Below are 26,039 nucleotides of genomic sequence, written 5' to 3'. Positions count from 1 at the left end.
GATGGGCGAAGGATGGATCCGTCCGACCTCCGAGCCGTGCGGAGCAGGCGCAAGCTGAACGAGGCCGTTCTGCACCTGGCCGCTGGGCAACCCGTCGAGTCGGTGTCCGTGGCGGAGCTGACCAGAGCGGCGGGGCTCAACCGCACGACGTTCTACAACCACGCGTCCAGTCCGGCGGACGCCCTGGAGCAGGCGCTGTTCGGCGAGCTCGACGGCATGCGTGCCGTCCTCTCGGAGAAGGCCGCGGACCGGAGCATTCCGCTCGAACAGGTCTGGGACGGGGTGACGCGCGATTTCCTCGGCTATCTCGAACGGTATGAGGACATCTTCACGACCGGGCTGCTCGACGGGCGCAGCCCGATCCTGACCCGCCTGGTCGGCCACCACTTCACGATCGCGATCGTCTTGCTGCTGGACACCCGGCCTTCGCTCGTGCCGCCCGACTGGGCAGGGGACGAGCTGGCGTTGGTGGCCCACAGCCGATTCGTCGGACTCGGCATCATCGGCGTGCTCCAGACGTGGCTGGAATCCGCCCCACCCCGTGATCCGGACGCCCTTGCCCGGATCCTCTTGAGCGTCCTGCCGGCATGGCTGAAACAGCCGACGGACACGCAGCATCCGAAGGAAGAAGCGTAAAGATCACGAAAGCACGTCGTCAGCGGCCTCGGTCAGGGTTTCAAGGTCCAGGAAGTCGACATCGCCGACCCCATCGGTCATGAGGGCTTCATCGATGTGAAGGCGTCCAGGAGGCACTCCGCTGCGGACGCGGAACCCACGGGGCAGCCCGTAGGGACCCAGTTGCCGCGCAGCCCGAACGGGCAGATGGATGCGGGCGACCAGTTCGCCCGTGAAGTCCTGGGCTGACAGGATCACCAGGTCGGCCGCGCTGCGCTCGGGGTCGTGCACGTACGCCATCACGTATCCGTCGTCCTCGGCGACGGGCGACTCTGCGGGGACGCCCACGCGCGCCTGGTGCGAGTCGTCCCAGACGAAGGGGACCCCGGTCGGCGGATGTGCTCGCTGAACACCACAGGGGCGTCGAAGACGATCACACGACGCCCGGTCAGCGCGAAGTCGAGGCTATACAGCTACGTTGGGCGAGAGTTAACCTCTGCGTATGTCTGGGAGTCGGCTCGGCCGGTTGAGTCTCCGTGCTGATGCGTTCCACTGTCTGTTCGTCGGGCTGGTGATCGCTTCTACTGCGCCCTCGACCGCGACTGCGGTCAGGCTGCCGGCACACGTCGTAGTCGGCATCGGTGGGGCTGTCGTGCTGTGGGCCGGCGTCGTGTGGTGGCTCAGTCTCCGTCCTTCGGCGGGGAGCCTACGGCTCGTACTTGTAGCGAATGTACTTGCGGCATGTGTGCTTGCTGCGGTGTCTGTGGCTGCAGCAAGTGTGCTTGTCCTGCTCACTCTTGTGGCGGTCGCGATAGATGTCGCTGGTTTCGCGGGCAGTCAGATCATTGCGCTCAGACGACTGGAGCGCGAAGTGTCTTGACGAGTCGACGCGAGCGCAGCCAGGTGCTGATCGCGCCAGACTCCCTGCCGGGCATTCCTCGCACGATCGTCACGGCGCCTGTCCTCCACCCAGCCCGCATGCGTAAGGACGCAGGTTGCGTGGAACGCGGATCCACAGGTCCTGACAGTTCCTCCCCTCAACGGGGGGCGCGGCGGGGGCGACGAACGGACAGGTGGACAAGTGGCGGCCGGCCCGAGGTGCGGTCGGCTGTTGCGGTTATTCCGTGGGCCGGCGTACCTGTCTTACCTCGCGGTCGATTGCCCAGGCGTCCGCTACTGGGCCCACGTGCCCGAGCTTGTCGGGGTTGATCACCGCGCGGATCGTCTGGATCTGCCCGTCGAGTACATCGAGGGTCAGGGTGTGGAGCACCTTGTCCTCCCGGTCGCGGAAGATCGCGCCCGGCTGGCAGTTGATCTCGTGCGGCTCGAACGTCACGTCGATCCGGGCCATCCACGGGAAGACGGAGGCAAGCAGCCGGGCCACGTTCTCGGCGCCGATGACGGCCCTGGCCAGCTGCGGGGCCTTGCCGCCGCCGTCGCCGACCATCGATACGTCGGCGGCGAGCAGTTCCTGCAGGCCGGCGACGTCGCCTTCGCGCAGGGCCTCGAAGAACCGCGACGCCAGTTCCTCCCGCTCTGCGCGGACCGCTTCGAACCGCGGCCGACCGGCCTCCATGTGCCGCCGTGCCCGCACCACCAGCTGCCGGCACGCCGTCTCCGACCGCCCCACCGCCGCGGCGACTTCGTCGAACCCGAAGCCGAACACCTCCCGCAGCACGAACACCGCCCGCTCCAGCGGGCTGAGCCGCTCCAGCAGCAGCAGCGCCGCCATCGATACCGAGTCGGCCAGCTCCACCGACCGCGCCGGATCCTGATAAGGGTCGGCGAGCAGCGGCTCGGGAAACCACGGGCCCACGTACTCCTCCCGCCGCACCCGCGCGGAGCGCAGCACATCGATCGAGACCCGCGTCACCGCGGCCGACAGAAAGGCCTTGGTCGACGTGGGCCGGGTCGCCGAGCCGTCAAAGCGCAACCACGTCTCCTGCACCGCATCCTCGGCCTCACCCACACTGCCCAGAATCCGATAGGCGATGGAAAACAGCAGCGGCCGCAGCTCCTCGAACTCCTCGACCTTGCTCACGCCGACTCCCCTCTCCTTGAAGCCTTTCCATCTGGCCGTACTCGCCGGCACAGGCACCTTCTGGTGATCACCGGAACCACCAGCAGGCCAGGGTAAGGCCACTGAGCCCGGGGCCCGGAGCCCGCAGCCGGACCCCGAGCCAGTTACTGATGCCGGTCAGTGGAACTGCCCGGGCTCGTAATTGCCTGCCGGCTGCTGGGTGATGATGTTCAGCCGGTTCACGGTGTTCATAAAGGAGACCAGGACCACCAGGGCGGTGAGCTGCTCCTCGTCGTAGTGCTTGGCGGCGTACGCCCACACCGCGTCGCTGACCCCACCGGCCGCATCCGCGACCCGGGTCCCCTCCTCCGCGAGCTCCAGCGCAGCACGCTCGGCCTCGGTGAAGACCGTGGCCTCCCGCCACGCCGCCACCAGGTTCAGCCGCACCGAGGTCTCGCCGGCAGCGGCGGCCTCTTTGGTGTGCATGTCGATGCAGACGGCGCAACCGTTGATCTGACTTACGCGAAGCGCCACCAGCTCCTGCGTCGCGGCCGGCAGCGGCGAGTCCTTGAGCGCTTTGCCCGCCGACATGAAGTACTTGAGGGTCTTGCCGGCGGTCGGGCTGGCGATGTAGTTCAGTCGCGCGTCCATGGTGTGCTCCTCTGTGGTCGTCAGTGGTTACAACCCTGAGACGGGGTAGCCCTTCCCCCTGTGACATAGCCGAATGTGACCTGCGTCTCCCGGCCGTCGGTGTGCGTCAGCCGGCAAATTCGGCGTCACCCGCCCGCCATCTGCCGACACCTCGACAAGACCCTGCCCCAGCAGGCACCCCGCCGATCCCGCTGTCGCGGGTGCGGACCTGGACCGAGCCGTGGAGCACGGCCGCCGGGTCGGATCCAGGTGACGCCGAGTATCCGGAACGGCTCGGTGGAGCGGGCGGCGAGGGCGCACTGGCCCTGCCCGGTGTCGGGGACTGCATCGGTGTGAACAACGCCGGTGTGCCCGGACGCGGTCGGCGCGAGGCCTGGCCGCCGGTCAGGGCGACACAGCTCAGGGCGATGGCGGTCGGAGGGTCACATGCGCGGCAGGCCGCATCGGAGCGGCGAGCTTCATCATTCTCCCTGCGCTGACAGGGGCGCGACGGTGCTGCTCCCGGGGGCAGGCAGTGCGCTCTGGCAGGTGGCACGGCCGTAGGTGCGTCTCTGACGGCACGTCGGAAGACGCTTTCTACGGCTACAACAGCCACACGGACGTCGAGACACTCATCGACAAGAGCGGCGACACGAAGGCCACATACGGCTACTCCGCCTTCGGCTGCCGATCAGTCCGAGTTCACCGGCATTGACAAGCCCGAGGTCACCGACCCGACGGGGGTGCTTCCATGGGCTCACTCGGCGTCGAGCGAGAAGGCGTACTTCCGGGTTCCCCGTGATGACGCGGACCGTTGGGTCATCGGTGTGATCGAGCGCGTCGGTCGTGCCTCGTCTCAGGTGCTGGAGTTCGCAGCGAAGTCGACGTCCGCGGTATTGACCGTGCCCGCGGTCCGGCCGGGAGCCGTGTGGTACTTCCAGTACAGGTTCGTGTGGGCGATGACCTTCGGGCGTCGGCGCTCCGTACTGCGACAAGTTCTCCGTGGTGTGGGCGTCGCCGACCAGCGTGGCGTCGTAGCCGCGGGTGATCGCGCCGTGGAGCGTCGAGCGGATGCACTCGTCGGTCTGCGCGCCGACGACGAAGAGACGGCTGATGTCGCGCGCGGCGAGCACCGACTCCAGGTCGGTTTCTTCGAAGGAGTCGGCGTACTCCTTCTGGACCAGGGGCTCGGAATCGCGCCGCACGAGTTCGGGTACGTACTGCCAGTTCTTGCTGTCCCGGGGCAGTTCGTCACTGTTGTGCTGGACCCAGACAACGCCGATGCCAGCAGCGCGCGCCTTGTCGACCAGGGTGCCGATGTTGGCAACGACGCTGTCCGGCGAGTATGCCTCCCCCACGACACCGTTCTGCACATCTATGACGAGCAGGGCGGTGTTCGGCCGGTTGACGAGCGTGCTCACGGCGCCTTCTGGCACATGGGGATCGCGGTCCCGACGATGCTACGCCAATTCGGGCTTGCAGCGGTGCGTCGTCAGACTTCAGTGGCAAACGGCCAAGGATCAGTGATCCCCGGTCTCGAGGTACGGATTCCTCAGGGCGAGTGTGGGCCAGGCTCCACCGCGTCCGCTCCAGGCAGGCCGTTCTCTCTGCGGCAGTTGGTGCGCGACGCCTCTGTCTCCGGACCGATCGGCGCGCCCGCTCACTGGTCCCGAGCGCTTACGACCTCGCCCACGATTGTCAGCGGCGTCGCGGCGTCTGGGACCTCCGCCTCCGGCGTTGTCGTCAGTCGCCGACGCTCCGCGTCGACTCCCTCCTCCGCCTTGGATTCGAAGGCCCCAGACGCCGCTCCTTCTCCCACTGCCAATCGTGGGCGAGGTCGTTACACGGGAAGGGGCTGCTCGGCCCAGATGGTCTTGCCTGTGCTGGTATGCCGCATTCCCCAGCGCTCGGTGAGCTGGGCGACCAGCATGAGGCCTCGTCCGCCCTCGTCGAAGATGCGGGCACGGCGCAGATGCGGTGCGGTGCTGCTGGCGTCGGCGACCTCGCAGATCAGTGTCCTTTCCTTGATCAGTCGCAGCTGAATGGGCGCGGCAGCGTAGCGGATCGCGTTGGTCACCAGCTCGCTGACCACGAGTTCGGTGACGTAGGCCAGGTCGTCCAGCCCCCAGGCGTGGAGTTGGGCGGTCGCCTGAGAGCGGGCTTCGGCCACAAAGGCCGGCTCGGCGGGAAGATCCCAGACGGCGACGTGCCCGCTGTCCAGGGCGCGGGTACGGGCGATGAGCAACGCGACATCATCGGCGGGCCGCTCGGCGAGCAGAGCATCGAGCACGTGGTCGCAGGTGGTCTCCAACGACGGATCCGCGTCGGCGAGGGCTGCGCGCAGAGCGTGCAGGCCGGCGTCGACATCGCGATGGCGCGCCAGGACAAGGCCGTCGGTATAGAGGGACAGGAGGCTGCCTTCGGGCAGTTCACGTTCAACGGATTCGAATGGCAGCCCGCCCAGGCCGAGCGGCGGGCCGGTGGGCAGTTCGAGAACGTCCACCTTGCCGTCAGGGGTCACCAGAACGGGCCAGAGGTGGCCGGCGCTGGCGAGCGAGCACTTGCGGGAGATGGGGTCGTAGACCGCGTACAGGCAGGTGGCTCCGAGTTCCCCGAAGGGCGCCTCAGCTGCGGACTCGGGCCCGGATCCGAGCCGGACGACCAGATCGTCCAGATGCGCAAGCAGTTCGTCCGGGGCCAGATCGACGTCGGCAAGGGCGCGTACGGCAGTGCGAAGGCGCCCCATGGCGGCGGAGGCATGCATCCCGTGACCGACCACATCGCCGACAACGAGGGCCACGCGGGCGCCGGAGAGCGGGATCACGTCGAACCAGTCACCGCCGACACCGATCTTCGAGTCTGCGGGCAAATAGCGGCTGGCTACGTCGACAGCGGTCTGATCGGGAATCCCCTGCGGCAGAAGGCTGTGCTGGAGGGCCAGAGTCGTGGTGTGTTCGCGCGTGTAGCGGCGGGCGTTGTCGAGGCAGACCGCGGCGCGCGCGACAAGTTCCTCGGCGATCTGCAGGTCGTCCTGCTTGTACGGCGCGGCGGACGGATCCAGACGGATGAAGAGCACGACGCCGAGGTTGGTGCCGCGGCCGCGCAGCGGCACCGCCATCAACGAGTGCGCGCCGTGCCGACTCACCCAGGCGGTCCGGTCCGGGGCTTGGGCAAGCCAGTGGGTGATGTCGGGGTCGTCGATCTGGTGCACGGTGCCGCGACCGGTGGCCAGGCAGCGAGCAATCGGCGAAATCTCCGGGTAGTGGGACAACCCGCCGACTGCGATGGCAGCTTTCTCGTGGGGGCAGACGGCCGCGCGCCGCAGCAGCAAGGGTCCGTGGATGGGAACCGGCGGAGGCTCGTCGCCGTGCAGCACGGCGTCGAGGAGATCGACCAGGACGAAATCCGCGAGGGCGGGCACGGCCACGTCGGCCAGTTCCTGGGCGGTGCGGGTCACGTCCAGGCTGCTGCCGATACGTCTGCTGGCCTCATCGAGCAGCGCCAGGCGTTCGCGGGCCGCGTACTGCTCGGAGAAGTCGAGGGCGGCCAACTGCACGCCGTGCACCAGCCCGAGGGAGTCCTTCAGCGGGGTGAAGTCGACGATCCAGGCATGCGCTTGGGGCTCTCCCGGCACCTTGACGTTCATCTCGATGTGCTCGGGCTCACCGGTCTGCAATACGCGATCGACGGACTGCTCGGGGGCCCGGAAGGCGGGATCGGGCATGTGCTCGGTGATCCGGAGGCCGCGAAGATCCCGCTCCGAGGCAGCGAGCTGCTTGCTCATGGGCTTGTTGACCCGCAGGAACCGGCCCTCGGAGTCGTAGATCGCCAGGGCGAACGGCGACTGGTCGAACGACCAGCAGAGCAGAGGGTCCGTGGCGCGGTCCTCCTCCTCCACCGGGACGGCCTCCATCAGCCAACTGGCTCGCCCGTCGCCCATGGGCAGCGGACGCGCCCGCAACCGGCACTCCACCGCGCTGCCGTCCTGGTGGCGGAGTACCACCCGCCCGGTCCAGTCCTCCTGCCGACCCAAACGCTCACGAACGCTGATGGGGAGGGGTGATGCAAGCAGCGCCGCCGCGAGCTGGCCGACGGCCTCACCGGCGGAGTACCCGAGCAACTGTTCCGCACCGGTGCTCCAGCTGGTCAGCGTCCCGTCCGGAGCTGCCACGGCAAGAGCCGCGGCGGAGGTGAGGGAGTCACGAGGCATGCTCGTCGGTGTGTCCATGGCTGATCCACCCGCCTTCGAGTCCACTGCTGATTCAAGGATCTCTCGGTCCTGCTGCCAGATCGCGTTGGACGGGGCCGCACGTGCCGGACGCAGAGAATCGGACTTTGGGGGAACCGGGGAGTCGACGACGGTGACCATCCGTAGCGGTTTTCGGGCAGGCGAGCGACTGCCGGTATCGCGCTGATCAGCACGCGAGCCGATCCGGCGGTGCCGCGCCCACTCCGGGGCGCCAGGCAGGACGGCGGGTCGAGCGCCCTTCGCCGCAAGCGTCGGGCTTCCACCCGCCCCGCCTCGCCCACCACCCGGTCCCAGGTCCCGCCCTGCCGATCTTCGTGGGCCCGGAACGCCTGGCACGGCACCTCGCCGCGTTGTCTTCAGTCGCCCACGTACGTCCAGTACGAGGACGATCCTCCGTCTTGCGACGCGCCGCACCGGACGCCCCGGGCTGATCCACGAAGGATCGACAGGACAGGACCTGGTGCCGGGAGGGGCACCAGGGCGTGTTTCGAAAGTCCCGTCTGCCGGGCGGCGTCTGGCACGCACGCTCGCTGCGTTGTCGGGCTCGCCCTGATACGCACAGTATCGGGGCGACCCTCCGCCTTGCGATCGCACGCACCAGAGGCCGCCCGGCCCGCCCTACGGCCGGACGACCCTACTTTCGAAACATGCCCCAGCTCGGGTGAGCAGGATCCCAGCCGCCCCAGGCGTGAAATCAGCACACCGGCTCGACCGACCGTCCGTTTCGAGAGCAGCGGCATGGTCATCGCTTCGACGGGGGACCCAGTCATGCCGTGCCCGGCGCCATCGTGCAGGACCGTCCGACACCGACACCGACACCGAGGCGCAGGCAACAGACGGTGGGACCGGCCGCCGGGCTGGGCCTATGGAGCCTCGTCGACATCGGCGATGACGGCCACGTCGTGGTCGCCCCCCTTGCTGCTGGGCCTCTGGTGGCAGCGGTCCTTGCACGGCGCCGGCGATGACCGTGGCCACGGTCCTGTGAACGGCTCCAGCCTCCGGCGGGGTGCTTTCCCGGTCGGCGAAGAGCAGGTGCCCGGCCCCGATCAGCGTGGGCGCCAGTATGGAGACGTCGGCATCGGCCGCGATGCGGCCCCGCTCACGCTCGATGGTGAGGTAGGAGGCGATCACGGCCGTAGCTTCCGTCAGGACCGGCACGCCGGTCGGCGTGGCCTGGCGCAGCCGGGCACGGAGGTCATCCCGTGAAGTGACGAGGCCGATGATTGCCACGGCGACCGACTCGAACAGGGTTGTCCGCCTACCCCAGGAACGCCTCGGTGGTCGCCACGAACCGGTCGGCGTCGTCGAGCCACGGAAAGTGTCCGGCCCCGGCCTGAACGACGAGCTCGGCGTTCGGAAACAGGTCGGCGAACTCGGCCATCGTGCGAGGAGGGGCACCCAGATCGACCTCTCCGGCGAGTAGGAGCACCGGCGAAGCGAACCGGGCGAGCGCGGCACGGGTGGCGTCCGGGTCGAAAGCGCCCTCGGCACCGAAGGCAGCCACGATCTCCATGTTCATCTGTTCATCCCCAGCGGCCTGATGAGCCTGAGCCACCTCGTCCCAACGGCCATAGGAAAATGGCGCGATGGCCTTCCAATCGTCGCTGGTGGCCTTGCCCGCCCCTATCGCCTCCAAGGCCGCGAACGCTGCCGGGAACCACGGCTCGTCCCGGCGGAGCTGCGCAGTCTCGCGCCGGAGGTCTCCTGTGATCGTGAAGTCGACGGCCCGGACGCTCGGTGTGATCAGCGCCAGCTTGCTGACGCGTTCCGGATGGCGGCCCACATACAGCGCTGCCAGATTCGCGCCGGCGCAATGTGCGAGCAGGTCCATCCGGTCCAGGCCGAGGTGCTCGCGCAGGGCTTCCAGGTCGTCGACGAGTCGGTCGCAGCGGCAGGAGGTGGCGTCCTCCGGCATCTCTGACCAGCCGGTTCCCCGGAGGTCCAGCCTGATCAGCTGCCGGTGCGCGGAAAGGCCACCGAGATCGCCGAGGTATGCGGAGTCCGTCGGACCTCCGGGCAGGCAGACCACGGGATTTCCGTCGCCGAAGACGTGGTAGGCAAGCTTGGTGCCGTCATACGCGGAGAAGGCAGGCATGGCAAAGATCCTTTCAGTGGTGTTTCGGAGAGAGGTGCCGAAGCGGAACGTCGGCTTGATCCACGCGGGTCAGCTGTGTGCCTGCGGGGCGTCGAGGTCTCGGACGAGATGACATGCGAAGAAGCGCTGTGAGCTCTCCAGCTCGAACCTGGGATTGCCCGTGTGGCGGCCCGAGTTGGCGTCGGCCCACGCGCCGTCAGCGAGGCATTGTGTGCCGTCATGGGTGAACGGACGTTCCGAGACGCCGCTCGAGGTCGTCTCCGAGGTGAAGTGCATAGGTTTGTGGCCTTTCGGGATGCCTACGGGCGCTCCCAGGGCCACCTATGTCAGATGAACCGCACAGCCGCGGGGGAGGAGAGCACCCAGCCTGATACAGCGTTAATGGGTCTCACCTCCTCGGTCGGTCACGGGTACGGCGACGTTATCAGGCCCCGGCCGGGGGGAACAGGATTGGGATACGAACACGGGTCTGGCCGAGCTGCTCAGCGATCTGCGTTTCGTCCGCTGGGCCGATCCGGAGCACCGAACTGGTCGCCCTGCGTGCCGATTCCCGCGTCGAGCCGGTGCCGGATCGGGGCCGCAAGGCGCGGCTGCGCCATGGCAGTTCGTTCAGCCACGGGTCCAACGCCGCGTGCCCCTCCACCCTTTGGCCGGCACGTGCCGCCTCCCTCGGTGGCATGGAGCTGGTCAACCTGAGGCTGGGCAGCAGTGCCCTGCTCGGCCCGTTCACCGCACGCGCCCTGCGTCGGCGACGGCCAACCCACCACACCGCTGCTGGTCTGGCGGCACCCCGTGCGAATGCGGCGACTGCGGGACGAACTCACGCCCGGCGATGTCCGGCTCTGTGCCACGGGCGATCAGTCCGTCGGCGAATGATCGTCACCGTGTGCCGGGAGCCATGAGCGTCCCGACGCACGGATCGTTGACCCGGCCGAGGGAATGTCATCCCTGCACGGGACGGCAAGGAGGTTCCTTCCGATCACGGGACGCATCGTTGCTGCATGCCTTCCGACATCGCGCACAACAGTGCCGGACCGTCGCGCGCCGAGAAGCATCCGCCTCAACGGGCAAGGCCATGGGGACGAAGGCAGCCCTGCCCGCAGCAGCGTCCATGTGGTGCCCGACAACAAGCACAGGTCGCCCGTAGTAGTGCCCCTACCGAATTCGAGACAGGGAGAAGAGAAGCACCGATGACTGCCGTGCACGGAACAGCGGTGAATATTCCCACCCCGGATGGCGCGGCCGACGCCTACCTGGCCCATCCCGACGACGGCAGCCCCCATGCCGCTGTCCTGCTCTACACGGACGCCTTCGGCCTGCGCCCGCACGTGAAGAAGATGGCTGACCGCCTTGCCGGGGCCGGGTACACCGTGCTGGTTCCCAACGTCTTCTACCGTCATGGCCGCGCTCCGGTGGTCGAGCTTCCGGACTTCATCGACCCCGTCCAGCGCCCCGATATCTTCCAGCGCCTCGCCCCCATCATGCGGTCACTCACCCCGGAACTGGCGATGCGTGACGCCGACGCCTACCTGCGCTGGTTGGCCGCTTGCCCACACGCCACCGACGGCCCGGTCGGCGTCACCGGCTACTGCATGGGCGCAGGACTGGCCCTGCGCACCGCCGGCACCTACCCGGACCGCGTCGCCGCCATCGCCGGCTTCCACGGCGGGCATCTGGCCCCCGACACCCCCGACAGCCCGCACCTGCTCGCCGACCGCATCACTGCCGAGGCGTACTTCGGGCACGCCGATCAGGATCAGACAATGCCCCCCGAGCAGATCGACCGTCTCGAGAAGGCACTCACGGCAGCAGGCGTCCGCCACCAGGGCGAGGTCTACCGAGGGGCGCACCACGGGTACACCCAGGCCGACACCGCCGCCTACAATCCAGATGCAGCCGAACGCCACTGGACGGCACTGCTGGACCTCCTCACCCGTACGCTCTGACCGACCCCGACCCCGACCCCGACCCCGGCTCCGCCCCGCTCCCGTGGAGCGTCGACTGGGGCGCCGGGCGAGTTCAGTGACGCCGGCCGGCTGAGAAGATCGCTACGCCCGCAGCTGAGGAGCCCGGGCCCAAGACGAGCAGCTGGTCATCAGAGGTGCACGAGGTGTTGGAGGCGTCAGGATGGACGCCTGGGGGCACGGGGGACTGCACGCACCGTCGCAGCCGACGGGTAGACCTCCGTGAAGGCGAGCGGTGGATCCCCAGGCTCCCGGGGCGCTACCCCCACCCCATCACGCCATTCACCGCAGGCTCGACTGCAGGCGCGGCGCCCGGCAAGCCGAGCCCATTTCAGCGGCTCGGCCGAGCAGGAGTTGGCCGCGGCCTGAAAGCCGGCAGGTCCACCATCGCTCCGCCTGCGACCTCCTGCGTGCGAGCGGCTACGCGCCCAGCCGCCAGCGCAGAACGAGACGCCGCTCAAGGTACGGCTACTGAGGGCCGGATCTCTTCGGCGACCGCAGAGGTAATCCTCTGTGGTTCACGCTCAGGTCCACAGGGCTGCTCCTTCGACGTGGGCGTGTCCGGCGAATGCTGCAGCGGTTTCTGACAGTCCGGTGGACCTGAGCGTGATCAGTCGAGACGGTCGTATCTGTCTGGCTCCCAGTCGGCGAACAGGGTCAGAGCCTTCTCCGTTTCGGTGCGCTCTGGCGTCGTCGCGGTGGCAGGCCACCAGTTCTCCACCTGGTGGGCGTCTACGAGGACGAAGCCGCGGTACCCGTCGAAGTCGCCGGGGTCGCTTGCCACACCGATGTGGATGGGTGCGTCATCCGGCAGATCTTTGAGGGCGTCGCGCAGCTGTGCGGCGTTCCAGATTTGAGGGGTGTGCTCGAAGGTGTCGGCCATGCGCACAGGTTGCCGGAGCGGGCTGTCCAACTGGGGGAGACACGGCTGCTTACCGGGCTAAAGCGCTGATCCGGTGCAAGGGTGGGGCAACGAACAGACCATCCGCCGGGAAAGACCAATGCCGTCAGTCGGCAGCGTCGAGCAACTCGCGCTCGCGCTGGGCGCTGAGGCCGGCACGTCTTGCCCGGCTCAGACCCTGCTCCCGTTCCCAGAGCAGCGTGTCGGCCAGCAGCTCTGACCGGGGCCGATGGTGGAGCCCGGCAGCGCGCGCCGCGGACCCGTTCCGGGCCGACCACCCTTCCCAGCCCGGCTTGACCAGCCACATCGGCAGCGACTCGGCCCCCATGTACTCGGCCACGCCGTTCGTGAGCAGCCAGGCCGAGTCGGTGGTGACCACCGGACCGGTGTGCCCGCCGATAGCGCGGGACAGTTCGACCCACTCGCCGAACGGAACGACTGGACCGACAGCGTTGTATGTGCCGATCCTCCCCGTCTCCGCGGCGTCGAGCAGCCAGGCGGTGAGGTCCCGCACGTCGACTGTCTGTGTCGGCACGGCCGGTGTATCCGGAACCAGCATCGGCCCTTGCGGATCGCGTGCGGCACGGGCCACCCAGTAGCCGGAGCGTCCGCTGTGATCTCCCGACCCACCCACGCCGTTCCGCCCAGAACCAATATCTCCATCCCGGCATCCAAACACCTCGAACAGCGAGCACCCAGGCGGTTACGCTGACAGCAGACCCGAAGCCGTCAACTGAGAGCCGTGACGCACACACAGCACATCCGGCCGCCGATCAGCTGCCCGCAGGGCTACTGCCGCCTTTGCCGGCACCAGGCGCGCCAGGACGCCAGGGACGAAGTCACGGTGCCGGCTCCTGCACGACGGTGGCCCCCGCTCGCACCCCCCGGGACGTGCACACCATGCGTGCGGCATGATCAAGGACGGTCGGTCTTTTGGGGGGCTGGGGTGGCGTGGTCTGAGCGTCTGGTAGTGCGAGATGGTGTTCGACTGGTCTGTCGGGACTGGGGAGGCTCGGCACAGGCCCTCCTGTTGCTGCATGGTCTGGCTGGGCACGTGGGTGAATGGGACTCGCTGGCAAACGACTTGAGCTCCCGGTTCCGGGTCGTTGCGGTTGACCAGCGCGGGCACGGCGCCAGCGAGCGCCACCCCCAGGATGTTTCCCGCAGGGCCTACGTTGCCGACGCTGTCGCTGTTGTCGAACAGCTTGACCTGCGGCAGCCTGTTCTGGTCGGCCAGTCGATGGGCGGGCACACGGCCATGCTCACCGCCGCAGCGCATCCCGAGCTGGTCCGAGCCCTCGTGCTCATCGAGGCGGGCCCGGGCGGTCCGAACCCGAAAGTCCCCACGGACATCGGTGCATGGCTCGACTCCTGGCCGACACCGTTCCCCTCACGAGAAGCTGCGGTCTCCTTCTTCGGCGGCGGACCGGTCGGTGAAGGCTGGGCGTCTGGACTGGAGGAACGCGACGGCGCTTGGTGGCGGCGCTTCGACCGCAACGTGATGGTCCGGTCAATGGAGGAGAATGCTCGGCGTTCCTTCTGGCACGAGTGGGGGCAGGTCACGTGCCCCACCCTCGTCCTGCTGGGCCAAGCGGGTTTCATCTCTCCGGAGGAGGCCGACGAGATGCTCCGGCGGCGACCCGCCACCCTCGCCATGAGCATCCCTGGTGCCGGCCATGACCTGCACCTGGAACAGGCGGAAACCGTGCGCGCAGCGCTCTCCGATTTCCTCAGGAAACCGGCCTGAGAAGCACCCCCTGTGCGCTTCGACGTCCGTAAACAGCCATCGGCCCACAGGTCTTGACCGGTCGGCACCTCTCGCTTGTGGACGCATCGCCCAGCGGCTCCGCGGAGGGGCGCGATCATGTCCGAGAGGTTTCTCAGCCGATCCCTGAACCGTTGGTCACATGGGCCGACCGGCGTCGAGAATGTCGCCATGACCGACAGCCGCGACGACGCAGACCACATATTCATTCGAAGTAAATGGGGCACCAACCGATACGTCTACAACCCGCACAACCCCGTCGGTCGCGCCCTCATCATCGGCTCGCTGCTTTTCGCTACCGGCGGGATGTACTTGCTCTACCATCCGGGGCTTCTCAGCGGCTCCAACAACTGGGACGGGGACGAACTGCGGTCCGCCGTGACAGCGGCGACCGCCGAGCTGTCGAGCGAGGCGCAGTTCGGGCCCGGGACCATCAACTACGAGGAGATCCTGCAGGCCGGTATCGCGGAGAAGGGCCACAGTTCCCAGGACGCGGTGACTGTCACGCTCGCCTCGGAGCCGCCGGATTCCGCCGTGTTCAACGGTGGTGCGGAACAGGCCGACTACACCGTCACAGCCGACGGCACGGACACTGCCTTCTGCCTCAAGGTCTACGCGATGAAGCGCAAGCAGGCGATGGGCTACGACTTCGTCACCGCCTCCATCGGCGAGGGTGCATGCCCCGCCGCCTGATCTCCTGGGGCCAGTCCCACAGCACCGCGATGCGCGAGCCCGGCTCCAACAGCACCTATCTGCACTCCTCGTCGAGCAGCACGGTCATCGCGATGGACCTGACGGGCTGCAGGCAACTGTGGGCGAAGGACACCGCGGGCGACATCGACAGCCACTCGTCGCCCGCTCACCGACCCCGCATAGGGCCCGGCGAAGCCGGTCACCTTCACCGCATACGGGGTCCGCGGACACGACCCGATGACGGGCGCGGTGACCTGGGAGTGCAAGCTCGGCGGCGGCAGCACCTGTGAGCCGGGGCGAGCCCCGCTCACCAGCCCGGCCGCACGGGCGGGACATCGCCTACGTCGTGGGGTGTGACGGTGCCGTCCGCGCCCACGACACGAGCGCGGCCGACCCCTCGAAGCCGGTGTGGGAGACAACGTCCGGCTATCCGGCCGGGGACGGTTCGCCGACGACGTATCCGCTGGTGACCAAGGCGCTCGTGTACGTGGGACGGGCGGCTTCTCGTCCTGGACCGTGCCACCGGCCGCCTCGCCGCGTACAACCTCGGCGCGGGCGTCGCGTCGGCCCTCTCCGTCAGCGGTGACCGGATCTTCGTCCTCACGGACGACGGCGGCACGGTCCACGCCCTGACCGCGCGCCGGGACTGAGGGGAAGCACCACCGTGCGATCACTCCGGACCGGGGTGTTGCTCTTGCTGCCCGCCGTCCCCGCGCTGCTGGGCAGCGCCGCGACGGCCCACGCGCATCCCTTCGGCACACCACCCGCCGTCAGGGTCTCGGGCCGCTGACAGGCAAGGAAGGTCGGCATCGCCCTCGCGATGGTGGCCGCCGTTTGCGCCGGCATGGCTCTCACCCTGATGGGCTTCGGTCTGATCGTGCTGCGAAGCCGTGACGCGCTGTTGGCCATGCCAACTGCCCCGGGAAGAAGACCGGCCGCCGGCTCAAGTGAACCGACGGCCGGACAGGACCTAGGTGTCCGCGCGTTCGCGTCAGACGGTGACCCGCTCGGCCTTGAGGGCGGTGGTCTCCTCGGTGGCGGCGGACGTGTTCTCCCGGGGCGCGGGGAGCACGGCCATGATCACGCCGGAGATCACGATGGTCGCCGCCCAGGCGAGCCCGTACTTGCCGATGGGAGTGTCGGAGAATGGGCCAGCGAACCAGTCGCACTTGGTAAAGGCGAGCCCGATCAGCAGTGAGACCCCCCAGGACACCATCGCTTGCCAGCAGAAGCCGCCCACGTACCAATACCGGCTGCTCCGGCTGGTGTCCATCAGCGCGGCGGCGTCGTAGCGCACCGCAAGCGACCGACGCCGGAACATGTCCACCGCGTAGACGCCGATCCAGGCCGAGAAGGAGACGGCGAGCAGGGTCAGGAAGGTGATGAAGGAGCCCAGGAAGCTCTTGGCGACCAGCATCAGCATGAGGCCGCCGACCAGCGAGATCACGGCGTTGATGCTGACGGCCATGGCACGCGGCAGCTTGACACCCATGGTCTGGGCGGTGAAGCCGGCCGAGTACATCGAGAGGCTGTTGATCAGCATCATGCCCACGATCGCGGTCAGCAGGTACGGCACGGCCAGCCAGGTCGGCAGCAGGTCGCCGAGGAACGCGACCGGGTCCGAGGCCCGCGCCAGACCGGGCGAGGCCGCCGCCATCACCGCACCCATCAGCACCATCGGCACCATCACCAGAGCGGCGCCCGAAACCGTCACGCCGACGATCTTCCTACCAGAGGCGGCGTGCGGCAGGTAGCGCGTGAAGTCCGGGCCGGTGGGGACCCAGCTGATGCCACCGGCGGCGATGGTCCCGATGCCGGCGATCATCATCGCGGTGGTACCCGCGGGCTTGGAGAAGACCTCACTCCAGTGCATGGTCGCGATCAGGTAGCCCAGCACCAGGATGCTGAAGACACCGAAGAGGTACGTCGACCAGGTGTTGCAGACATTCAGTGCCTTCCGGCCCATGCCGGAGACCAGGAACGTACCGGCAACGAAGACGAAGAGCGTGATGATGATCAGCGCGGTGTTGCTCTTGACGCCGAAGAGCAGGTCAAGAATGGTCAGCACGGCGTAGGCACCGGTGACGGCGTTGATCGTCTCCCAACCGAACCGAGCGATCCAGAGGATTGCGCCGGGGAACAGGTTGCCGCGCACACCGAAGGTGGCCCGCGAGAGCGTCGCGCCCGGCGCCCCGCCCCACTTTCCGGAGACCGACAGCAAGCCGACCATGCCGAACGAGGCGACCGCGGCGCACGCCGCGACGATCAAGACCTGCCAGAAATTCAACTCGTTGAACACCACCAGGGCCGCACCCATGGTGAGAAGCAGGACGCTGATGTTCGCCGCGACCCAGGTCGGGAAGAGTTCGCGGACTCTGCCCCGGCGCTCATGGTCCGGGACAGGTTCGATACCGCGTGTCTCTATCGCGCCGTCGGTGTCGGCGGTGGACAGGTTGTCCATGAGGGTGGCTCCGTGCGTGTGAAGCGGGAGATAAGTAGGGCGTATTCCAGATTTATGGAACTCTTCGCGCTTAGCGCACGAATCAGGCCATCCTACGTTGATCGTGAGGCGTGTCCGCAGAGCAGTGACAAAGGTCTCGGTGCAGTCGTTTCATGGAGGAAACGGACTTGCACATGTCGGCGCCGGGCCCACCGGGCCACAGCAGACATGTACGGAGCTCGCCGACGACGAGTGCCCGATTCAGCTCGATCCGCACGACCAGGAATAACCCGTCACGGGCAGCCGCAGGCCGTGTACCGCCCGCTGTCCGTCACACGAGTCCTCTCCGGTCTGCCAACCGTCTTGCGCTGGGATGGCGACGGGGCTCGGGGGAGTATGGGGGTATCCGGAGCAGCAAGGAGACCGGCGCGACCGAAGGTCGGCAGGAGGCCCCGCGCCGGTTGACAGGCGGAGGGAGTGCCTTGCATGAACAGCATCGAATCCTTCCGGACCGACATCAGCCGACTGCGCCCCGGGTGTTCACGCCCGGGTGGGCTGCTGGATCTGCTGACTGTCGCCGCGGTGGTGCTGGACGCCGACGGACGGATCGCTTTCTGGAGCCCGCAGGCCGAGGAGCTGTTCGGCTATACCGCCCAGGAAGCTCTTGGCCAGTACGCGGCACACCTGATGGTCCACGAGGAGCACCTTGATCTGGTGATCAAGCTGTTCGCCGAGGTGATGGACACGGGCCGGAGCTGGGCCGGTGCTTTCCCCATCCGGACCAAGGACGGCACCACTCGGCTGGTCGAGTTCCGCAACATGCGGCTCCTGGGCCACCTCGGCGACGTATATGCCTTGAGCATCGCGGCCGACCACACCACCCTCCAGCAGCTCGAAACCGAGCTCGCGCTCTCCGAGCGGCTGGTCTCGCAGTCCCCGATCGGGCTCAAGGTCATGGACACCGACTTGCGGTACGTGACCGTCAACCCAGCCCTGGCCCGCATCAACGGCCTGCCCGCCGCCGACCACATCGGCCGGAACGTCCATGAAGCTCTGCCCTTCCTGGACACCAAGGCCATCGAGTCCGTGATGCGCCAAGTCCTGGCAACGGGTGTCCCCGTCCTGGACCGGTACGTCGTCGGCCGCACCCCCACCGAACCCGAGACCGAGCACGCGTGGTCCACCTCATATTTCCGGCTGGAGGACCGCGCCGGGCGGGTGCTCGGGGTGGCTGCCTCGGTCGTGGACATCACCGAGCGGCACCGTGCGGCCACCGAGGCCGCACGGGCTCGGCGGCGCCTTGCCCTCATCGCCAACGCCTCCGCTCGTGTCGGCACCACCCTGGAGGTGGACCAGACCGCCCGGGAGCTGGCCGAGGCCACGGTGCCGGACCTCGCCGATGTGGTTGCGGTCGACGTGCTCGACTCCGTCCTGGCCCTGCGCCGCTCGGCCGCGCCCGCGACCGGCCCGGAACTCTTCCGCGCCCTCGCCGTTGTAGCGGCCTACCCCACCGAGGTCGTCCGCGCCGCCGACAGGCCCGGAGACCTTGCCGTGTACGGCGCTGACCGCCTGGTCACGCAGTGCGTACACACGGGTCGGCCGGTGCTGGTGCCGCACGCAACCGATCAGGATCTTCCCCGCATCGCCCGCGACCCGGCTGCCGCCGCCCTCCTGGCCCAGGCCGGCGTCCACTCGTATCTCGCGGTGCCACTGATCGCCCGCGGCGAAGTCCTGGGCGCCGTGGACTTCATACGCGCTCGCAACCCGCTGCCCTTCGACGAGGACGACGCCACCCTGGCCGGTGAGCTTGCCGCCCGCGCCGCGGTGTGCATCGACAACGCGCGTTGGTTCCAGAGCGCACGCAACATTGCGGTCACCCTCCAACGCAGCTTGCTCCCGGATCACCCTCCGCACCATGCGGGCCTGGACGTCGCCTCCCGTTATGAACCCGCGGGAGCTGCCAGTGAGGTCGGCGGGGATTGGTTCGACGTCATCTCCCTGGACGGCGACAAGACCGCCTTGGTGGTGGGTGATGTGATGGGCTGCGGGATAGACGCCGCCGCGACCATGGGCCGACTGCGCACCGCGACGTGCACGCTGGCCGACCTCGACCTCGACCCGGCACAGGTGCTCCGACAGCTCGACAAGACCACCGCACGCCTGGAGCACTACATCGCCACCTGCGTCTACGCCGTCTACGACCCGCGCCGCGCGGAGTGCCACATCGCCACAGCGGGACACATGCCTCCCGTCCTCGTACGCACAGGCCATCGCCCGGAACTGCTCGACCTGCCCACCGGCGTCCCCCTCGGCGTCGGCGGCGTTCCCTTTGAAGCCGGCACCGTCGGATTGCGGAACGGAGATCTGCTCGTCCTCTACACCGACGGACTGGTCGAAACCCGCGAACGTCCCATCGACGAGCGCCTGAACAGACTTCTCCAGCTGCTGGAAGGCCCCCAGTACCCCTTGGAAGAGACATGCGACCGGCTTCTCGGCGCACTGCGGGATCCGGAGCACCACGATGACGTGGCTCTGCTGATCGCGCGCCCTCGGGCTTAGACCGACCGGCAAGGGGGTTGGCGGGAGTTCCGCGGAGCGCCATCGTCGCACAGGGGGAGGGCGGGCGAGGTCAGCTCGAACGATCACGAGTGCGCTCGGGCCGTGACCGCCACTGCGCTCTCCCGCGAGCACAGGCCCTTCCCGAGGTGGCACGAGACGGTGCTGCGCTGTCGTGACGGGGACCGCGTCCAGGTGGGTGATCACGCAGGCCCATGCCGCTGGTCGCCTTGCGTTGGGATGAGGCTGAGCACAGCCTCGTAACGTCCAGAGAGACGCCCGACACAGCGCGAGGAGTAATCGACCATGGCGGTATGTGAAGTCTGTAGCAATGACTACGAGAAGGCATTCGAGGTGCGTACGGACGGGGTTCTTCACATCTTCGACAGCCTTGAGTGCGCAGCCCAACGGATCGCTCCGTCCTGCGAAAACTGTCAATGTCGGATCTTGGGGCATGGTCTCCAGGCGAACGGCCAGTTCTTCTGCTGTGCCCACTGCGCGCGCCAGAAAGGCCACGCGCAACTGGTTGACCACGCTTGAGCGAACGCCGGATTCCTGCCTGTAGCAGGTCGCCCCGGTGATCGGTTATCGACTGTCGTCGAGCAACTGGCCGAACAGGATCGCGCCAATGGTTCCTACGGCCCGGCCCTCGTGCTACGCGCACAACCGGTGAACAGCCCTGGACCGCTTTCGTCCACGGCCCGGGCGTGCCGCAGACGGGGTGTGGCGTCGCGAAGCCGATGTCGTGTGCCGACAGGCCTTGCTCCCGTACTCGGCGGGCCATCTTCATGGCTGGTGAGCGCCCCGACTTTCGGTGCTCCCGCAGGTGAGGTGCCGATCCCCAGCTGCTGTTCCCGGTGTGCCACGATGTGCCCGACGCGGCGATGTCGAGCCGCACGGGGTCACGACAGCTGCTGGGCCCAGACACGTAGATGGATCATCGGCGTTGCGTGACCTGAGAACCTGCGGCTGGAGTTCGTCCTGGCGTCGGCGCTTGAACAGGCTCCTGTGGGCCGGCGCCACCTCGGCCTGCCCGTCGCAGGGTCTCCGCAGCGCGACGAACGGCGCGGGATCGGGCAACAAGCCGGGTCCGGATGCCGACCGCCCGTAGTTGTCCACCCACCACTGTGTCACGGCGCCCGTGGCCAACCACGTTGCCCACGGGCCCAAGTGGCCGGCGTCCGCGTCGGCCTGCCTCAGCACTCGCGGCGACGTGTTCCGCCGACGAGGCCTGGTGCCAGAGGCCGTTGTCGTACCGGGTGGCTCATCACGCCCCGCTCCGGCAGTCAGTTTTGACCATAGAACGCGACAGATCGGGAGAACGCGACAGATCGGGACGCCACGTTGAGCCGGATGGGAGAGTGCGCCTCTGCCGACGTGCCGGCGCCGAGCAGCAGGTCAGGTCGGTGCGCTGAAGGGGATGCAGACGGGCAGGTCTCGTTGGTGGTGTGGTCGGTGTTGTGCCGTCTGCTGTCGGAGACAGAGGAGGCCGTCACCTTGCGTGCTTGCGTCCGTCCCGGGGGCCGAAGGCTTCGAGAGCGTCTGCGTCGGTTGCACGCGCGTGCAGGAAGTAGTCGGCCCACTCCGCGATTTCGGGGTACGAGGAGTCCTGGCTGACCCGGGTGACGGCGGCCTCGATGTCGAAGTCGGTGACGCGCAGGTCGATGCCAGGGCCCAGGATGGCCCAGTGGGCTCCGCTCCGTCCGTAGGGCATGCCCACGCTGCCCGGGTTGATCACCAGTCGGCCGTGGGCGACGCGGACGAATGGCATGTGGGTCTGGCCGCAGACCACGGTGCGGATGTCGGCGTCGAGCCCACCGAACACGTCCTTCCAACGATCGAGGCGTGAGTCGACGAGGACGACCTCTTCGTCGTCCCGAGGGGTGGCGTGGCAGAACAGCACCTTGCCCAGGCCGTGCACGGGCAGGGAGAGTGATCGCGGCAGTCGACCGAGGAGGTCGAGGTGGTCCTCGCGCAGCTGTTCGGCAGCCCAGGGCGCGATCGGATCAGGGATCGAGTCGCGCTGCCCGCGGCGGTACTCCAGAAGTTCGCGGTCGGCGTTGCCACTGATCCAGACGACCCGGTCGCCGAGGCTGGTCAACAGGTCGAGGACCTGCGCCGGTTGCGGACCTGCGGTGATATCGCCGGTGAGCACGATCTGATCAGCGCCGCTCACGTCCGGCTCGGCCAGCACGGCCTCGAGCGCGGGGAGGACTCCGTGAATGTCGGAAAGGACGGCTACTCGGTTCAGCATGGTCACCACTGTGAGGTGAGGACAGCCGGGAAGTGAGAACGTTCGCCCGACGCGAAGGCCGCGGTGGGGTCGCTTCGCCGTGCATGGTCACCGGAGGCGTAGTCCTTCCGGGGGCTCCGGCCTCGGTGACGATGAGGGTCGTCTTCCTGTCGAGGTAGCCGAGTGCCCGGGCGATGACGAGGGCGGGGGATGGGACGGGTCGGTGGCACGGTGACCGGCTGCACTTTCCGACAGGACCGCAGGCAAGTGATCGCCGCGCCGGGCCGGCCGGAGCGAGGCGATCGCTCACGTCGCCTCGGTGGCCCCGGACACCGGGACCACCGATCCTGTGATGACGGCGGCCGCAGGACCTCATCACCGGCCGCGGCGAGCATCTCCGTCTCCGCTGTGCGGCGGCGCCTTCGCCGGTCTGCCGGTATCGATCACACCGGTTCCTGGTCGGCTGTGGTCACCGGCCCGGCGAGTACCGATTCGGTCCACACGGTGAAGAAGCCGCCGCTGGGGTCGCTGATGACGGATTCGGTGCCGCCGCCGGGCGAGGGGGCCACGGGGGTTGCGGTTCCACCTGCCCCGCGTGCGGCGGCGATGACCGATTCCACGTCGTCGACCTGGAAGTGCACGTGCCAACGTGGCTGCACGCGGGGGTCGGGAGATTCCCCGACGCCGCCTCCGCGCAGGGTGGCCACAGTGTTTTTGCCGTGGCGGACGGTGACGGTGTCCTGCTCGTAGGCGTAGGTGACCTCGCAGCAGCCTGGTTCGCCGGAGGCCCAGTCGAAGATCTCGGCGTAGAAGATGGCGGCGTCGAACGCGTCGCGGGTGCGCAGCTCGAGAAAGGCCGGTGCGTTGCCGCGACCGGCCGACCAGGGAAGGGCGCGGCCTTCCCAGAAGCCGAACACGGCCCCGTCGCGGTCGGCTGCCATCACGCCCCGGCCCAGGCCGAAGCGCACCGGGCCGACGGCGATGGTGCCTCCGCGCTCACGGACCCGCGCTGCGGTGGCGTCCGCGTCCGCCACGGCGAAGTACGGGCTCCACACCCCGGCCATCGGCAGACCGGGCGCCACCTCGGCCAGCCCGGCTACCGGTTGCCCCTGAACGGAGGCGACCGAGAAGCCCGTTCCCAGGCTGCCCGGGCGGAACTCCCATCCCAGAACGGCCGAGTAGAAGTCCTGTGTGGCGCGCAGGTTGCGGGTCATGCGGTTGACCCAGCACGGTGTTCCGCACACCGGAGTGACGTGGCGTGTAGGCGTCATCAGGATTCGTCTCCTCGCCCCCGCACGAAGGGCTGTCAGCGGCCGAGTGCCTCGCGCAGCTCCTGTTTGTTCATCGCCGAGCGGCCCTCGACGTGCTTCTTCTTCGCCTCTTCGTAGAGCTGGTCCTTGGTGGGCCCCTGCGGTCTGCGATGGGATCGTTCGCCTCCACGCTGTGGGGCGGATTTTGGATCGCGCAGGGATGTTCTGCTCGCCGTCTTCGCCTCTCCCGAGCGGGCCCGCTCCTTGTTGACGGTGCGCGCGGCGATTTCCTTCGCACGCTCCTCGGAGACAGCGCGCTTCTCGGCACTCTCCTTGATGTGCGCGTACTGTCGCTCCCGCTCACGACTGGACCCGGCTGGCATCACACCGCACCTTTTCTGCTGTCCGACCTTGCGCGCGGCAGCTTGGGGGGCGCCCCGCGCACCACCGCATGCACTCCACGCATACGCCCACAACGCTTCGTGCGCCACCCGGGGCAGCGTCGGGCTTCCCCTGCTTGGCCCCGAGGGAAAGGTGCCCTGCGAGCGGCATGGACGGTGAGGTGCTGCCGGCGGGGTCCCCTCGCTGCGCGACAGCCCGGAGCCGGCGCAGACTGGGGGTATGAACCCCTACGAGGGTCTGGCAACTGTTGAACGCAGGGACGGGACTCTGGTCCGTGTGTGGGCGGAGATCATCGTCGTCCAGGGACGCGGTGCGCAAGGCACCGAGCGGTCCTGGACGGCGCGGCTGACTGCGCCCGGCGGCGAAGGGCTGCTGGTGCGGGACGCCGTCACCTTGATCCTCGACTCCGGGACCCGCTGGCCCGCCGAGGTCACCCACACCCAGCTGTCGTCCGGGCTGCACTCCCCGAGCTGGACCGAGATCCAGGGCACCGGGCCCGCCGTGACCCGGCCCGGCGAGATCTCCGACGGCCACGCCGTTCGGGACGACGCGCCGAAGCCCGGCGCCACGGGTCCTGGCGAGCGGCGAGGAACCGTTCTCCGGCCCGAACCGGACCCCGACGACAACGGACCCGCCTGAAGACCTGGGCTCATGCCGCACAGGGTGGAAAGGGCGGCCATGGGTGAGGGGTGAGTTGTGGGGCCACCATGCGGTTTGAGGTCGCACGAGGTGGGCGGGACTGAGTTTCGAGGCATGGAACCGCGTGCGTCAGCGGCTCCGCCAAGAGTTGTGCTCAGCCGCAGGGTCCCGGGGGCCTGCTCAGCGCGTGGTCCAGGGACCGGCCGATGGACCCGGACGGCGCCAGGATTTCTGCGCTTCACCCACAAGTGTGATCGACCTGCTGGTGGACTACCTCACCGAGCGGGCGGTGGACGTCGACTGCACCACCCTGGAGGACATGGCCCGCGCGCTGGCCGACCTGTTCTGGCGCGGCCTGGAGCAACACCACCCGGGCATCGACTCGCACAGGCAGGCGCGCCGTGCGGAACCACCGCACAGCGCGCTGTACGGGGATCAGCCCTTGCGGGAGGTGACTTCTTCGGTGAGCTGGGGGACGACCTGGAAGAGGTCGCCGACGATGCCGTAGTCGACGAGGTCGAAGATCGGGGCCTCGGCGTCCTTGTTGATCGCGACGATGGTCTTGGAGGTCTGCATGCCGGCCCGGTGCTGGATCGCGCCGGAGATCCCGGAGGCGATGTAGAGCTGCGGGGAGACGGACTTGCCGGTCTGGCCGACCTGGCTGGAGTGCGGGTACCAGCCGGCATCGACCGCGGCACGCGAGGCACCCACGGCCGCGCCGAGGGAGTCGGCGAGCGCCTCGATGATGTGGAAGTTCTCCGCACCGTTGACACCACGGCCGCCGGAGACCACGATCGCGGCCTCGGTCAGCTCCGGGCGCCCGGTCGACTCGCGCGGGGTGCGGGACAGCACCTTCGTGCCGGTGGCCTGCGCGGAGAACGTGACCGGCAGGGTCTCGACCGCACCGGCGGCCGGGGCCGACTCGACCGGCGCCGAGTTCGGCTTGACCGTGATGACCGGAGTGCCCCGCGAGACACGGGACCTGGTCGTGAACGACGCGGCGAACGCGGACTGGGTGGCCACCGGACCCAGCTCACCGGCCTCCAGATCGACGGCGTCCGTGATGATCCCGGACCCGATCCGGACCGCGAGCCGGGCCGCGATCTCCTTGCCCTCCGCGGAGGACGGGACCAGCACCGCCACCGGGGACACCGCCTCGAACGCACCCTGCAGCGCGTCGACCTTCGGCACGACCAGGTACTCGCCGAACTCCGGCGCCTCAGCGGTCAGGACCCTCACCGCACCGTGCTCGGCCAGCACCGCCGCGGTGCCGGCCGCACCACTGCCCAGCGCGACCGCGACCGGGTCACCGATCCGGCGCGCCAGCGTCAACAGCTCCAGGGTGGGCTTGCGGACGGCACCGTCCACGTGGTCGACATAGACGAGAACTTCAGCCATGGGACTTCAATCTCCTGCGAAACGAGAGTTCAACGATGGATGTGCGGAACCGAACACGCCGGCGGGCCAGAGGAAACGGCCCGCAAGGCAGCGCCTAGGGCGTGTTTCGAAAGGAGCGTCGTCCGCCCGTAGGGCGGGCCGGGCGGCGTCTGGTGCGTGCGATCGCAAGGCGGAGGGTCGCCCCGATAC

Annotated in this window: 22 protein-coding genes and 4 pseudogenes; 12 read left to right on the top strand and 14 right to left on the bottom strand. The window is 68.4% G+C overall.

Features of this window, described 5'->3' with window-relative positions:
* Positions 1-12 precede the first annotated feature (12 nt).
* Complete coding sequence (locus AB0N06_RS23450) at positions 13-636, top strand: TetR/AcrR family transcriptional regulator (RefSeq protein ID WP_366136639.1); 624 nt, start codon at positions 13-15, stop codon at positions 634-636.
* 3 nt (positions 637-639) lie between these two features.
* Here AB0N06_RS23450 and AB0N06_RS23445 read toward each other — a convergent pair whose 3' ends face one another.
* From AB0N06_RS23445 to AB0N06_RS23415, 7 genes and pseudogenes are all read right to left on the bottom strand, one after another.
* Positions 640-963: a carotenoid oxygenase family protein gene (locus AB0N06_RS23445; protein WP_366136638.1), complete on the bottom strand. Its 324-nt coding sequence runs from the start codon at positions 961-963 to the stop codon at positions 640-642.
* Positions 964-1,732: 769 nt separating this feature from the next.
* The gene (locus AB0N06_RS23440) at positions 1,733-2,656 is read right to left on the bottom strand and encodes an RNA polymerase sigma-70 factor (protein WP_366136637.1); all 924 of its coding nucleotides are present in this window, start codon (positions 2,654-2,656) and stop codon (positions 1,733-1,735) included.
* A 156-nt stretch (positions 2,657-2,812) separates the two neighbouring features.
* Complete coding sequence (locus AB0N06_RS23435) at positions 2,813-3,286, bottom strand: carboxymuconolactone decarboxylase family protein (protein ID WP_366136636.1); 474 nt, start codon at positions 3,284-3,286, stop codon at positions 2,813-2,815.
* A gap of 835 nt (positions 3,287-4,121) precedes the next feature.
* Positions 4,122-4,686: pseudogene (locus AB0N06_RS23430) on the bottom strand (isochorismatase family protein).
* Positions 4,687-5,105: 419 nt separating this feature from the next.
* Positions 5,106-7,475 carry a SpoIIE family protein phosphatase gene (locus AB0N06_RS23425; protein WP_366136635.1) on the bottom strand — a complete coding sequence of 790 codons (2,370 nt, stop codon included), beginning with the start codon at positions 7,473-7,475 and terminating at the stop codon, positions 5,106-5,108.
* A 984-nt stretch (positions 7,476-8,459) separates the two neighbouring features.
* Positions 8,460-8,762 (bottom strand): annotated as a pseudogene (locus tag AB0N06_RS23420) (TetR/AcrR family transcriptional regulator); the annotation flags it as partial.
* A gap of 10 nt (positions 8,763-8,772) precedes the next feature.
* Positions 8,773-9,609 (bottom strand): alpha/beta hydrolase, encoded by an 837-nt coding sequence (locus tag AB0N06_RS23415; protein WP_366136634.1) that lies wholly within the window; start codon positions 9,607-9,609, stop codon positions 8,773-8,775.
* Between the two features lie 518 nt (positions 9,610-10,127).
* Between AB0N06_RS23415 and AB0N06_RS23410 the strand changes: the two are divergent.
* Together AB0N06_RS23410 and AB0N06_RS23405 are read left to right on the top strand one after the other, a co-directional pair.
* Positions 10,128-10,355, top strand: a pseudogene (locus tag AB0N06_RS23410) (lipase); the annotation flags it as partial.
* A gap of 444 nt (positions 10,356-10,799) precedes the next feature.
* Positions 10,800-11,555 carry a dienelactone hydrolase family protein gene (locus tag AB0N06_RS23405; protein WP_366136633.1) on the top strand — a complete coding sequence of 252 codons (756 nt, stop codon included), beginning with the start codon at positions 10,800-10,802 and terminating at the stop codon, positions 11,553-11,555.
* Positions 11,556-12,183: 628 nt separating this feature from the next.
* Here the strand turns inward: AB0N06_RS23405 and AB0N06_RS23400 are convergent.
* The gene (locus AB0N06_RS23400; RefSeq protein WP_366136632.1) at positions 12,184-12,456 is read right to left on the bottom strand and encodes a DUF6225 family protein; all 273 of its coding nucleotides are present in this window, start codon (positions 12,454-12,456) and stop codon (positions 12,184-12,186) included.
* A gap of 124 nt (positions 12,457-12,580) precedes the next feature.
* Positions 12,581-13,108, bottom strand: a pseudogene (locus AB0N06_RS23395) (oxidoreductase); the annotation flags it as partial.
* Positions 13,109-13,420: 312 nt separating this feature from the next.
* Between AB0N06_RS23395 and AB0N06_RS23390 the strand changes: the two are divergent.
* The 5 genes from AB0N06_RS23390 (at position 13,421) to AB0N06_RS23370 (ending at position 15,722) form a co-directional block, all read left to right on the top strand.
* Entirely contained in the window at positions 13,421-14,221 is an 801-nt protein-coding gene (locus AB0N06_RS23390; protein WP_366136631.1) for an alpha/beta fold hydrolase, read from the top strand.
* Positions 14,222-14,410: 189 nt separating this feature from the next.
* A complete protein-coding gene (locus AB0N06_RS23385; RefSeq protein ID WP_366136630.1) occupies positions 14,411-14,932 on the top strand; it encodes a hypothetical protein in 522 nt (173 codons plus the stop codon).
* The gene (locus AB0N06_RS23380) at positions 14,917-15,222 is read left to right on the top strand and encodes a hypothetical protein (protein WP_366136629.1); all 306 of its coding nucleotides are present in this window, start codon (positions 14,917-14,919) and stop codon (positions 15,220-15,222) included. Before AB0N06_RS23385 ends, AB0N06_RS23380 begins: the two co-directional genes overlap by 16 nt.
* 219 nt (positions 15,223-15,441) lie before the next feature.
* Positions 15,442-15,582: a hypothetical protein gene (locus AB0N06_RS23375; protein WP_366136670.1), complete on the top strand. Its 141-nt coding sequence runs from the start codon at positions 15,442-15,444 to the stop codon at positions 15,580-15,582.
* 14 nt (positions 15,583-15,596) lie between these two features.
* Positions 15,597-15,722: a hypothetical protein gene (locus AB0N06_RS23370; RefSeq protein WP_366136628.1), complete on the top strand. Its 126-nt coding sequence runs from the start codon at positions 15,597-15,599 to the stop codon at positions 15,720-15,722.
* 201 nt (positions 15,723-15,923) lie between these two features.
* Here AB0N06_RS23370 and AB0N06_RS23365 read toward each other — a convergent pair whose 3' ends face one another.
* On the bottom strand, positions 15,924-17,393 hold the full coding sequence (locus AB0N06_RS23365; RefSeq protein ID WP_366136627.1) for a cytosine permease: 1,470 nt from the start codon (positions 17,391-17,393) through the stop codon (positions 15,924-15,926).
* A 465-nt stretch (positions 17,394-17,858) separates the two neighbouring features.
* On the opposite strand from AB0N06_RS23365, the gene AB0N06_RS23360 reads away from it, so the two are divergent.
* Entirely contained in the window at positions 17,859-19,931 is a 2,073-nt protein-coding gene (locus tag AB0N06_RS23360; RefSeq protein ID WP_366136626.1) for a SpoIIE family protein phosphatase, read from the top strand.
* Positions 19,932-20,234: 303 nt separating this feature from the next.
* Complete coding sequence (locus tag AB0N06_RS23355) at positions 20,235-20,468, top strand: hypothetical protein (RefSeq protein WP_366136625.1); 234 nt, start codon at positions 20,235-20,237, stop codon at positions 20,466-20,468.
* Between the two features lie 952 nt (positions 20,469-21,420).
* On the opposite strand, the gene AB0N06_RS23350 is transcribed toward AB0N06_RS23355, so the two are convergent.
* The 3 genes from AB0N06_RS23350 to AB0N06_RS23340 all read right to left on the bottom strand — a co-directional run bounded on the left by AB0N06_RS23350 (position 21,421) and on the right by AB0N06_RS23340 (position 23,794).
* Positions 21,421-22,182, bottom strand: a complete 762-nt coding sequence (locus AB0N06_RS23350) for a metallophosphoesterase family protein (RefSeq protein ID WP_366136624.1) — start codon at positions 22,180-22,182, stop codon at positions 21,421-21,423.
* Between the two features lie 422 nt (positions 22,183-22,604).
* Positions 22,605-23,432: a VOC family protein gene (locus AB0N06_RS23345; protein ID WP_366136623.1), complete on the bottom strand. Its 828-nt coding sequence runs from the start codon at positions 23,430-23,432 to the stop codon at positions 22,605-22,607.
* A gap of 35 nt (positions 23,433-23,467) precedes the next feature.
* Positions 23,468-23,794: a plasmid stabilization protein gene (locus AB0N06_RS23340; RefSeq protein ID WP_366136622.1), complete on the bottom strand. Its 327-nt coding sequence runs from the start codon at positions 23,792-23,794 to the stop codon at positions 23,468-23,470.
* 238 nt (positions 23,795-24,032) lie between these two features.
* Here AB0N06_RS23340 and AB0N06_RS23335 point away from each other — a divergent pair, with 238 nt between their 5' ends.
* Positions 24,033-24,452: a hypothetical protein gene (locus AB0N06_RS23335; RefSeq protein ID WP_366136621.1), complete on the top strand. Its 420-nt coding sequence runs from the start codon at positions 24,033-24,035 to the stop codon at positions 24,450-24,452.
* 250 nt (positions 24,453-24,702) lie between these two features.
* Positions 24,703-24,960, top strand: a complete 258-nt coding sequence (locus AB0N06_RS23330) for a hypothetical protein (RefSeq protein WP_366136620.1) — start codon at positions 24,703-24,705, stop codon at positions 24,958-24,960.
* Here AB0N06_RS23330 and AB0N06_RS23325 read toward each other — a convergent pair.
* Complete coding sequence (locus AB0N06_RS23325; RefSeq protein WP_366136619.1) at positions 24,888-25,850, bottom strand: electron transfer flavoprotein subunit alpha/FixB family protein; 963 nt, start codon at positions 25,848-25,850, stop codon at positions 24,888-24,890. The genes AB0N06_RS23330 and AB0N06_RS23325 overlap by 73 nt on opposite strands.
* Between the last annotated feature and the right edge of the window lie 189 nt (positions 25,851-26,039).

Source organism: Streptomyces sp. NPDC051020 (assembly GCF_040683105.1).
In the GTDB taxonomy this organism is placed as follows: Bacteria; Actinomycetota; Actinomycetes; order Streptomycetales; family Streptomycetaceae; genus Streptomyces.
The sequence above is the reverse complement of the archived record's forward strand: the minus strand, read 5'-3'. Positions and strand labels throughout refer to the sequence as shown.

Excerpts from the sequence above, each read along its gene's own strand:
- AB0N06_RS23335 (WP_366136621.1), top strand. The coding sequence starts at position 24,033 with ATGAACCCCTACGAGGGTCTGGCAACTGTTGAACGCAGGGACGGGACT.
- AB0N06_RS23450 (WP_366136639.1), top strand. The coding sequence starts at position 13 with ATGGATCCGTCCGACCTCCGAGCCGTGCGGAGCAGGCGCAAGCTGAAC.
- AB0N06_RS23415 (WP_366136634.1), bottom strand. The coding sequence starts at position 9,609 with ATGCCTGCCTTCTCCGCGTATGACGGCACCAAGCTTGCCTACCACGTC.
- AB0N06_RS23355 (WP_366136625.1), top strand. The coding sequence starts at position 20,235 with ATGGCGGTATGTGAAGTCTGTAGCAATGACTACGAGAAGGCATTCGAG.
- AB0N06_RS23425 (WP_366136635.1), bottom strand. The coding sequence starts at position 7,475 with ATGCCTCGTGACTCCCTCACCTCCGCCGCGGCTCTTGCCGTGGCAGCT.
- AB0N06_RS23365 (WP_366136627.1), bottom strand. The coding sequence starts at position 17,393 with ATGGACAACCTGTCCACCGCCGACACCGACGGCGCGATAGAGACACGC.
- AB0N06_RS23400 (WP_366136632.1), bottom strand. The coding sequence starts at position 12,456 with ATGGCCGACACCTTCGAGCACACCCCTCAAATCTGGAACGCCGCACAG.
- AB0N06_RS23340 (WP_366136622.1), bottom strand. The coding sequence starts at position 23,794 with ATGCCAGCCGGGTCCAGTCGTGAGCGGGAGCGACAGTACGCGCACATC.
- AB0N06_RS23345 (WP_366136623.1), bottom strand. The coding sequence starts at position 23,432 with ATGACGCCTACACGCCACGTCACTCCGGTGTGCGGAACACCGTGCTGG.
- AB0N06_RS23360 (WP_366136626.1), top strand. The coding sequence starts at position 17,859 with ATGAACAGCATCGAATCCTTCCGGACCGACATCAGCCGACTGCGCCCC.
- AB0N06_RS23385 (WP_366136630.1), top strand. The coding sequence starts at position 14,411 with ATGACCGACAGCCGCGACGACGCAGACCACATATTCATTCGAAGTAAA.
- AB0N06_RS23325 (WP_366136619.1), bottom strand. The coding sequence starts at position 25,850 with ATGGCTGAAGTTCTCGTCTATGTCGACCACGTGGACGGTGCCGTCCGC.
- AB0N06_RS23350 (WP_366136624.1), bottom strand. The coding sequence starts at position 22,182 with ATGCTGAACCGAGTAGCCGTCCTTTCCGACATTCACGGAGTCCTCCCC.
- AB0N06_RS23405 (WP_366136633.1), top strand. The coding sequence starts at position 10,800 with ATGACTGCCGTGCACGGAACAGCGGTGAATATTCCCACCCCGGATGGC.
- AB0N06_RS23435 (WP_366136636.1), bottom strand. The coding sequence starts at position 3,286 with ATGGACGCGCGACTGAACTACATCGCCAGCCCGACCGCCGGCAAGACC.
- AB0N06_RS23380 (WP_366136629.1), top strand. The coding sequence starts at position 14,917 with ATGCCCCGCCGCCTGATCTCCTGGGGCCAGTCCCACAGCACCGCGATG.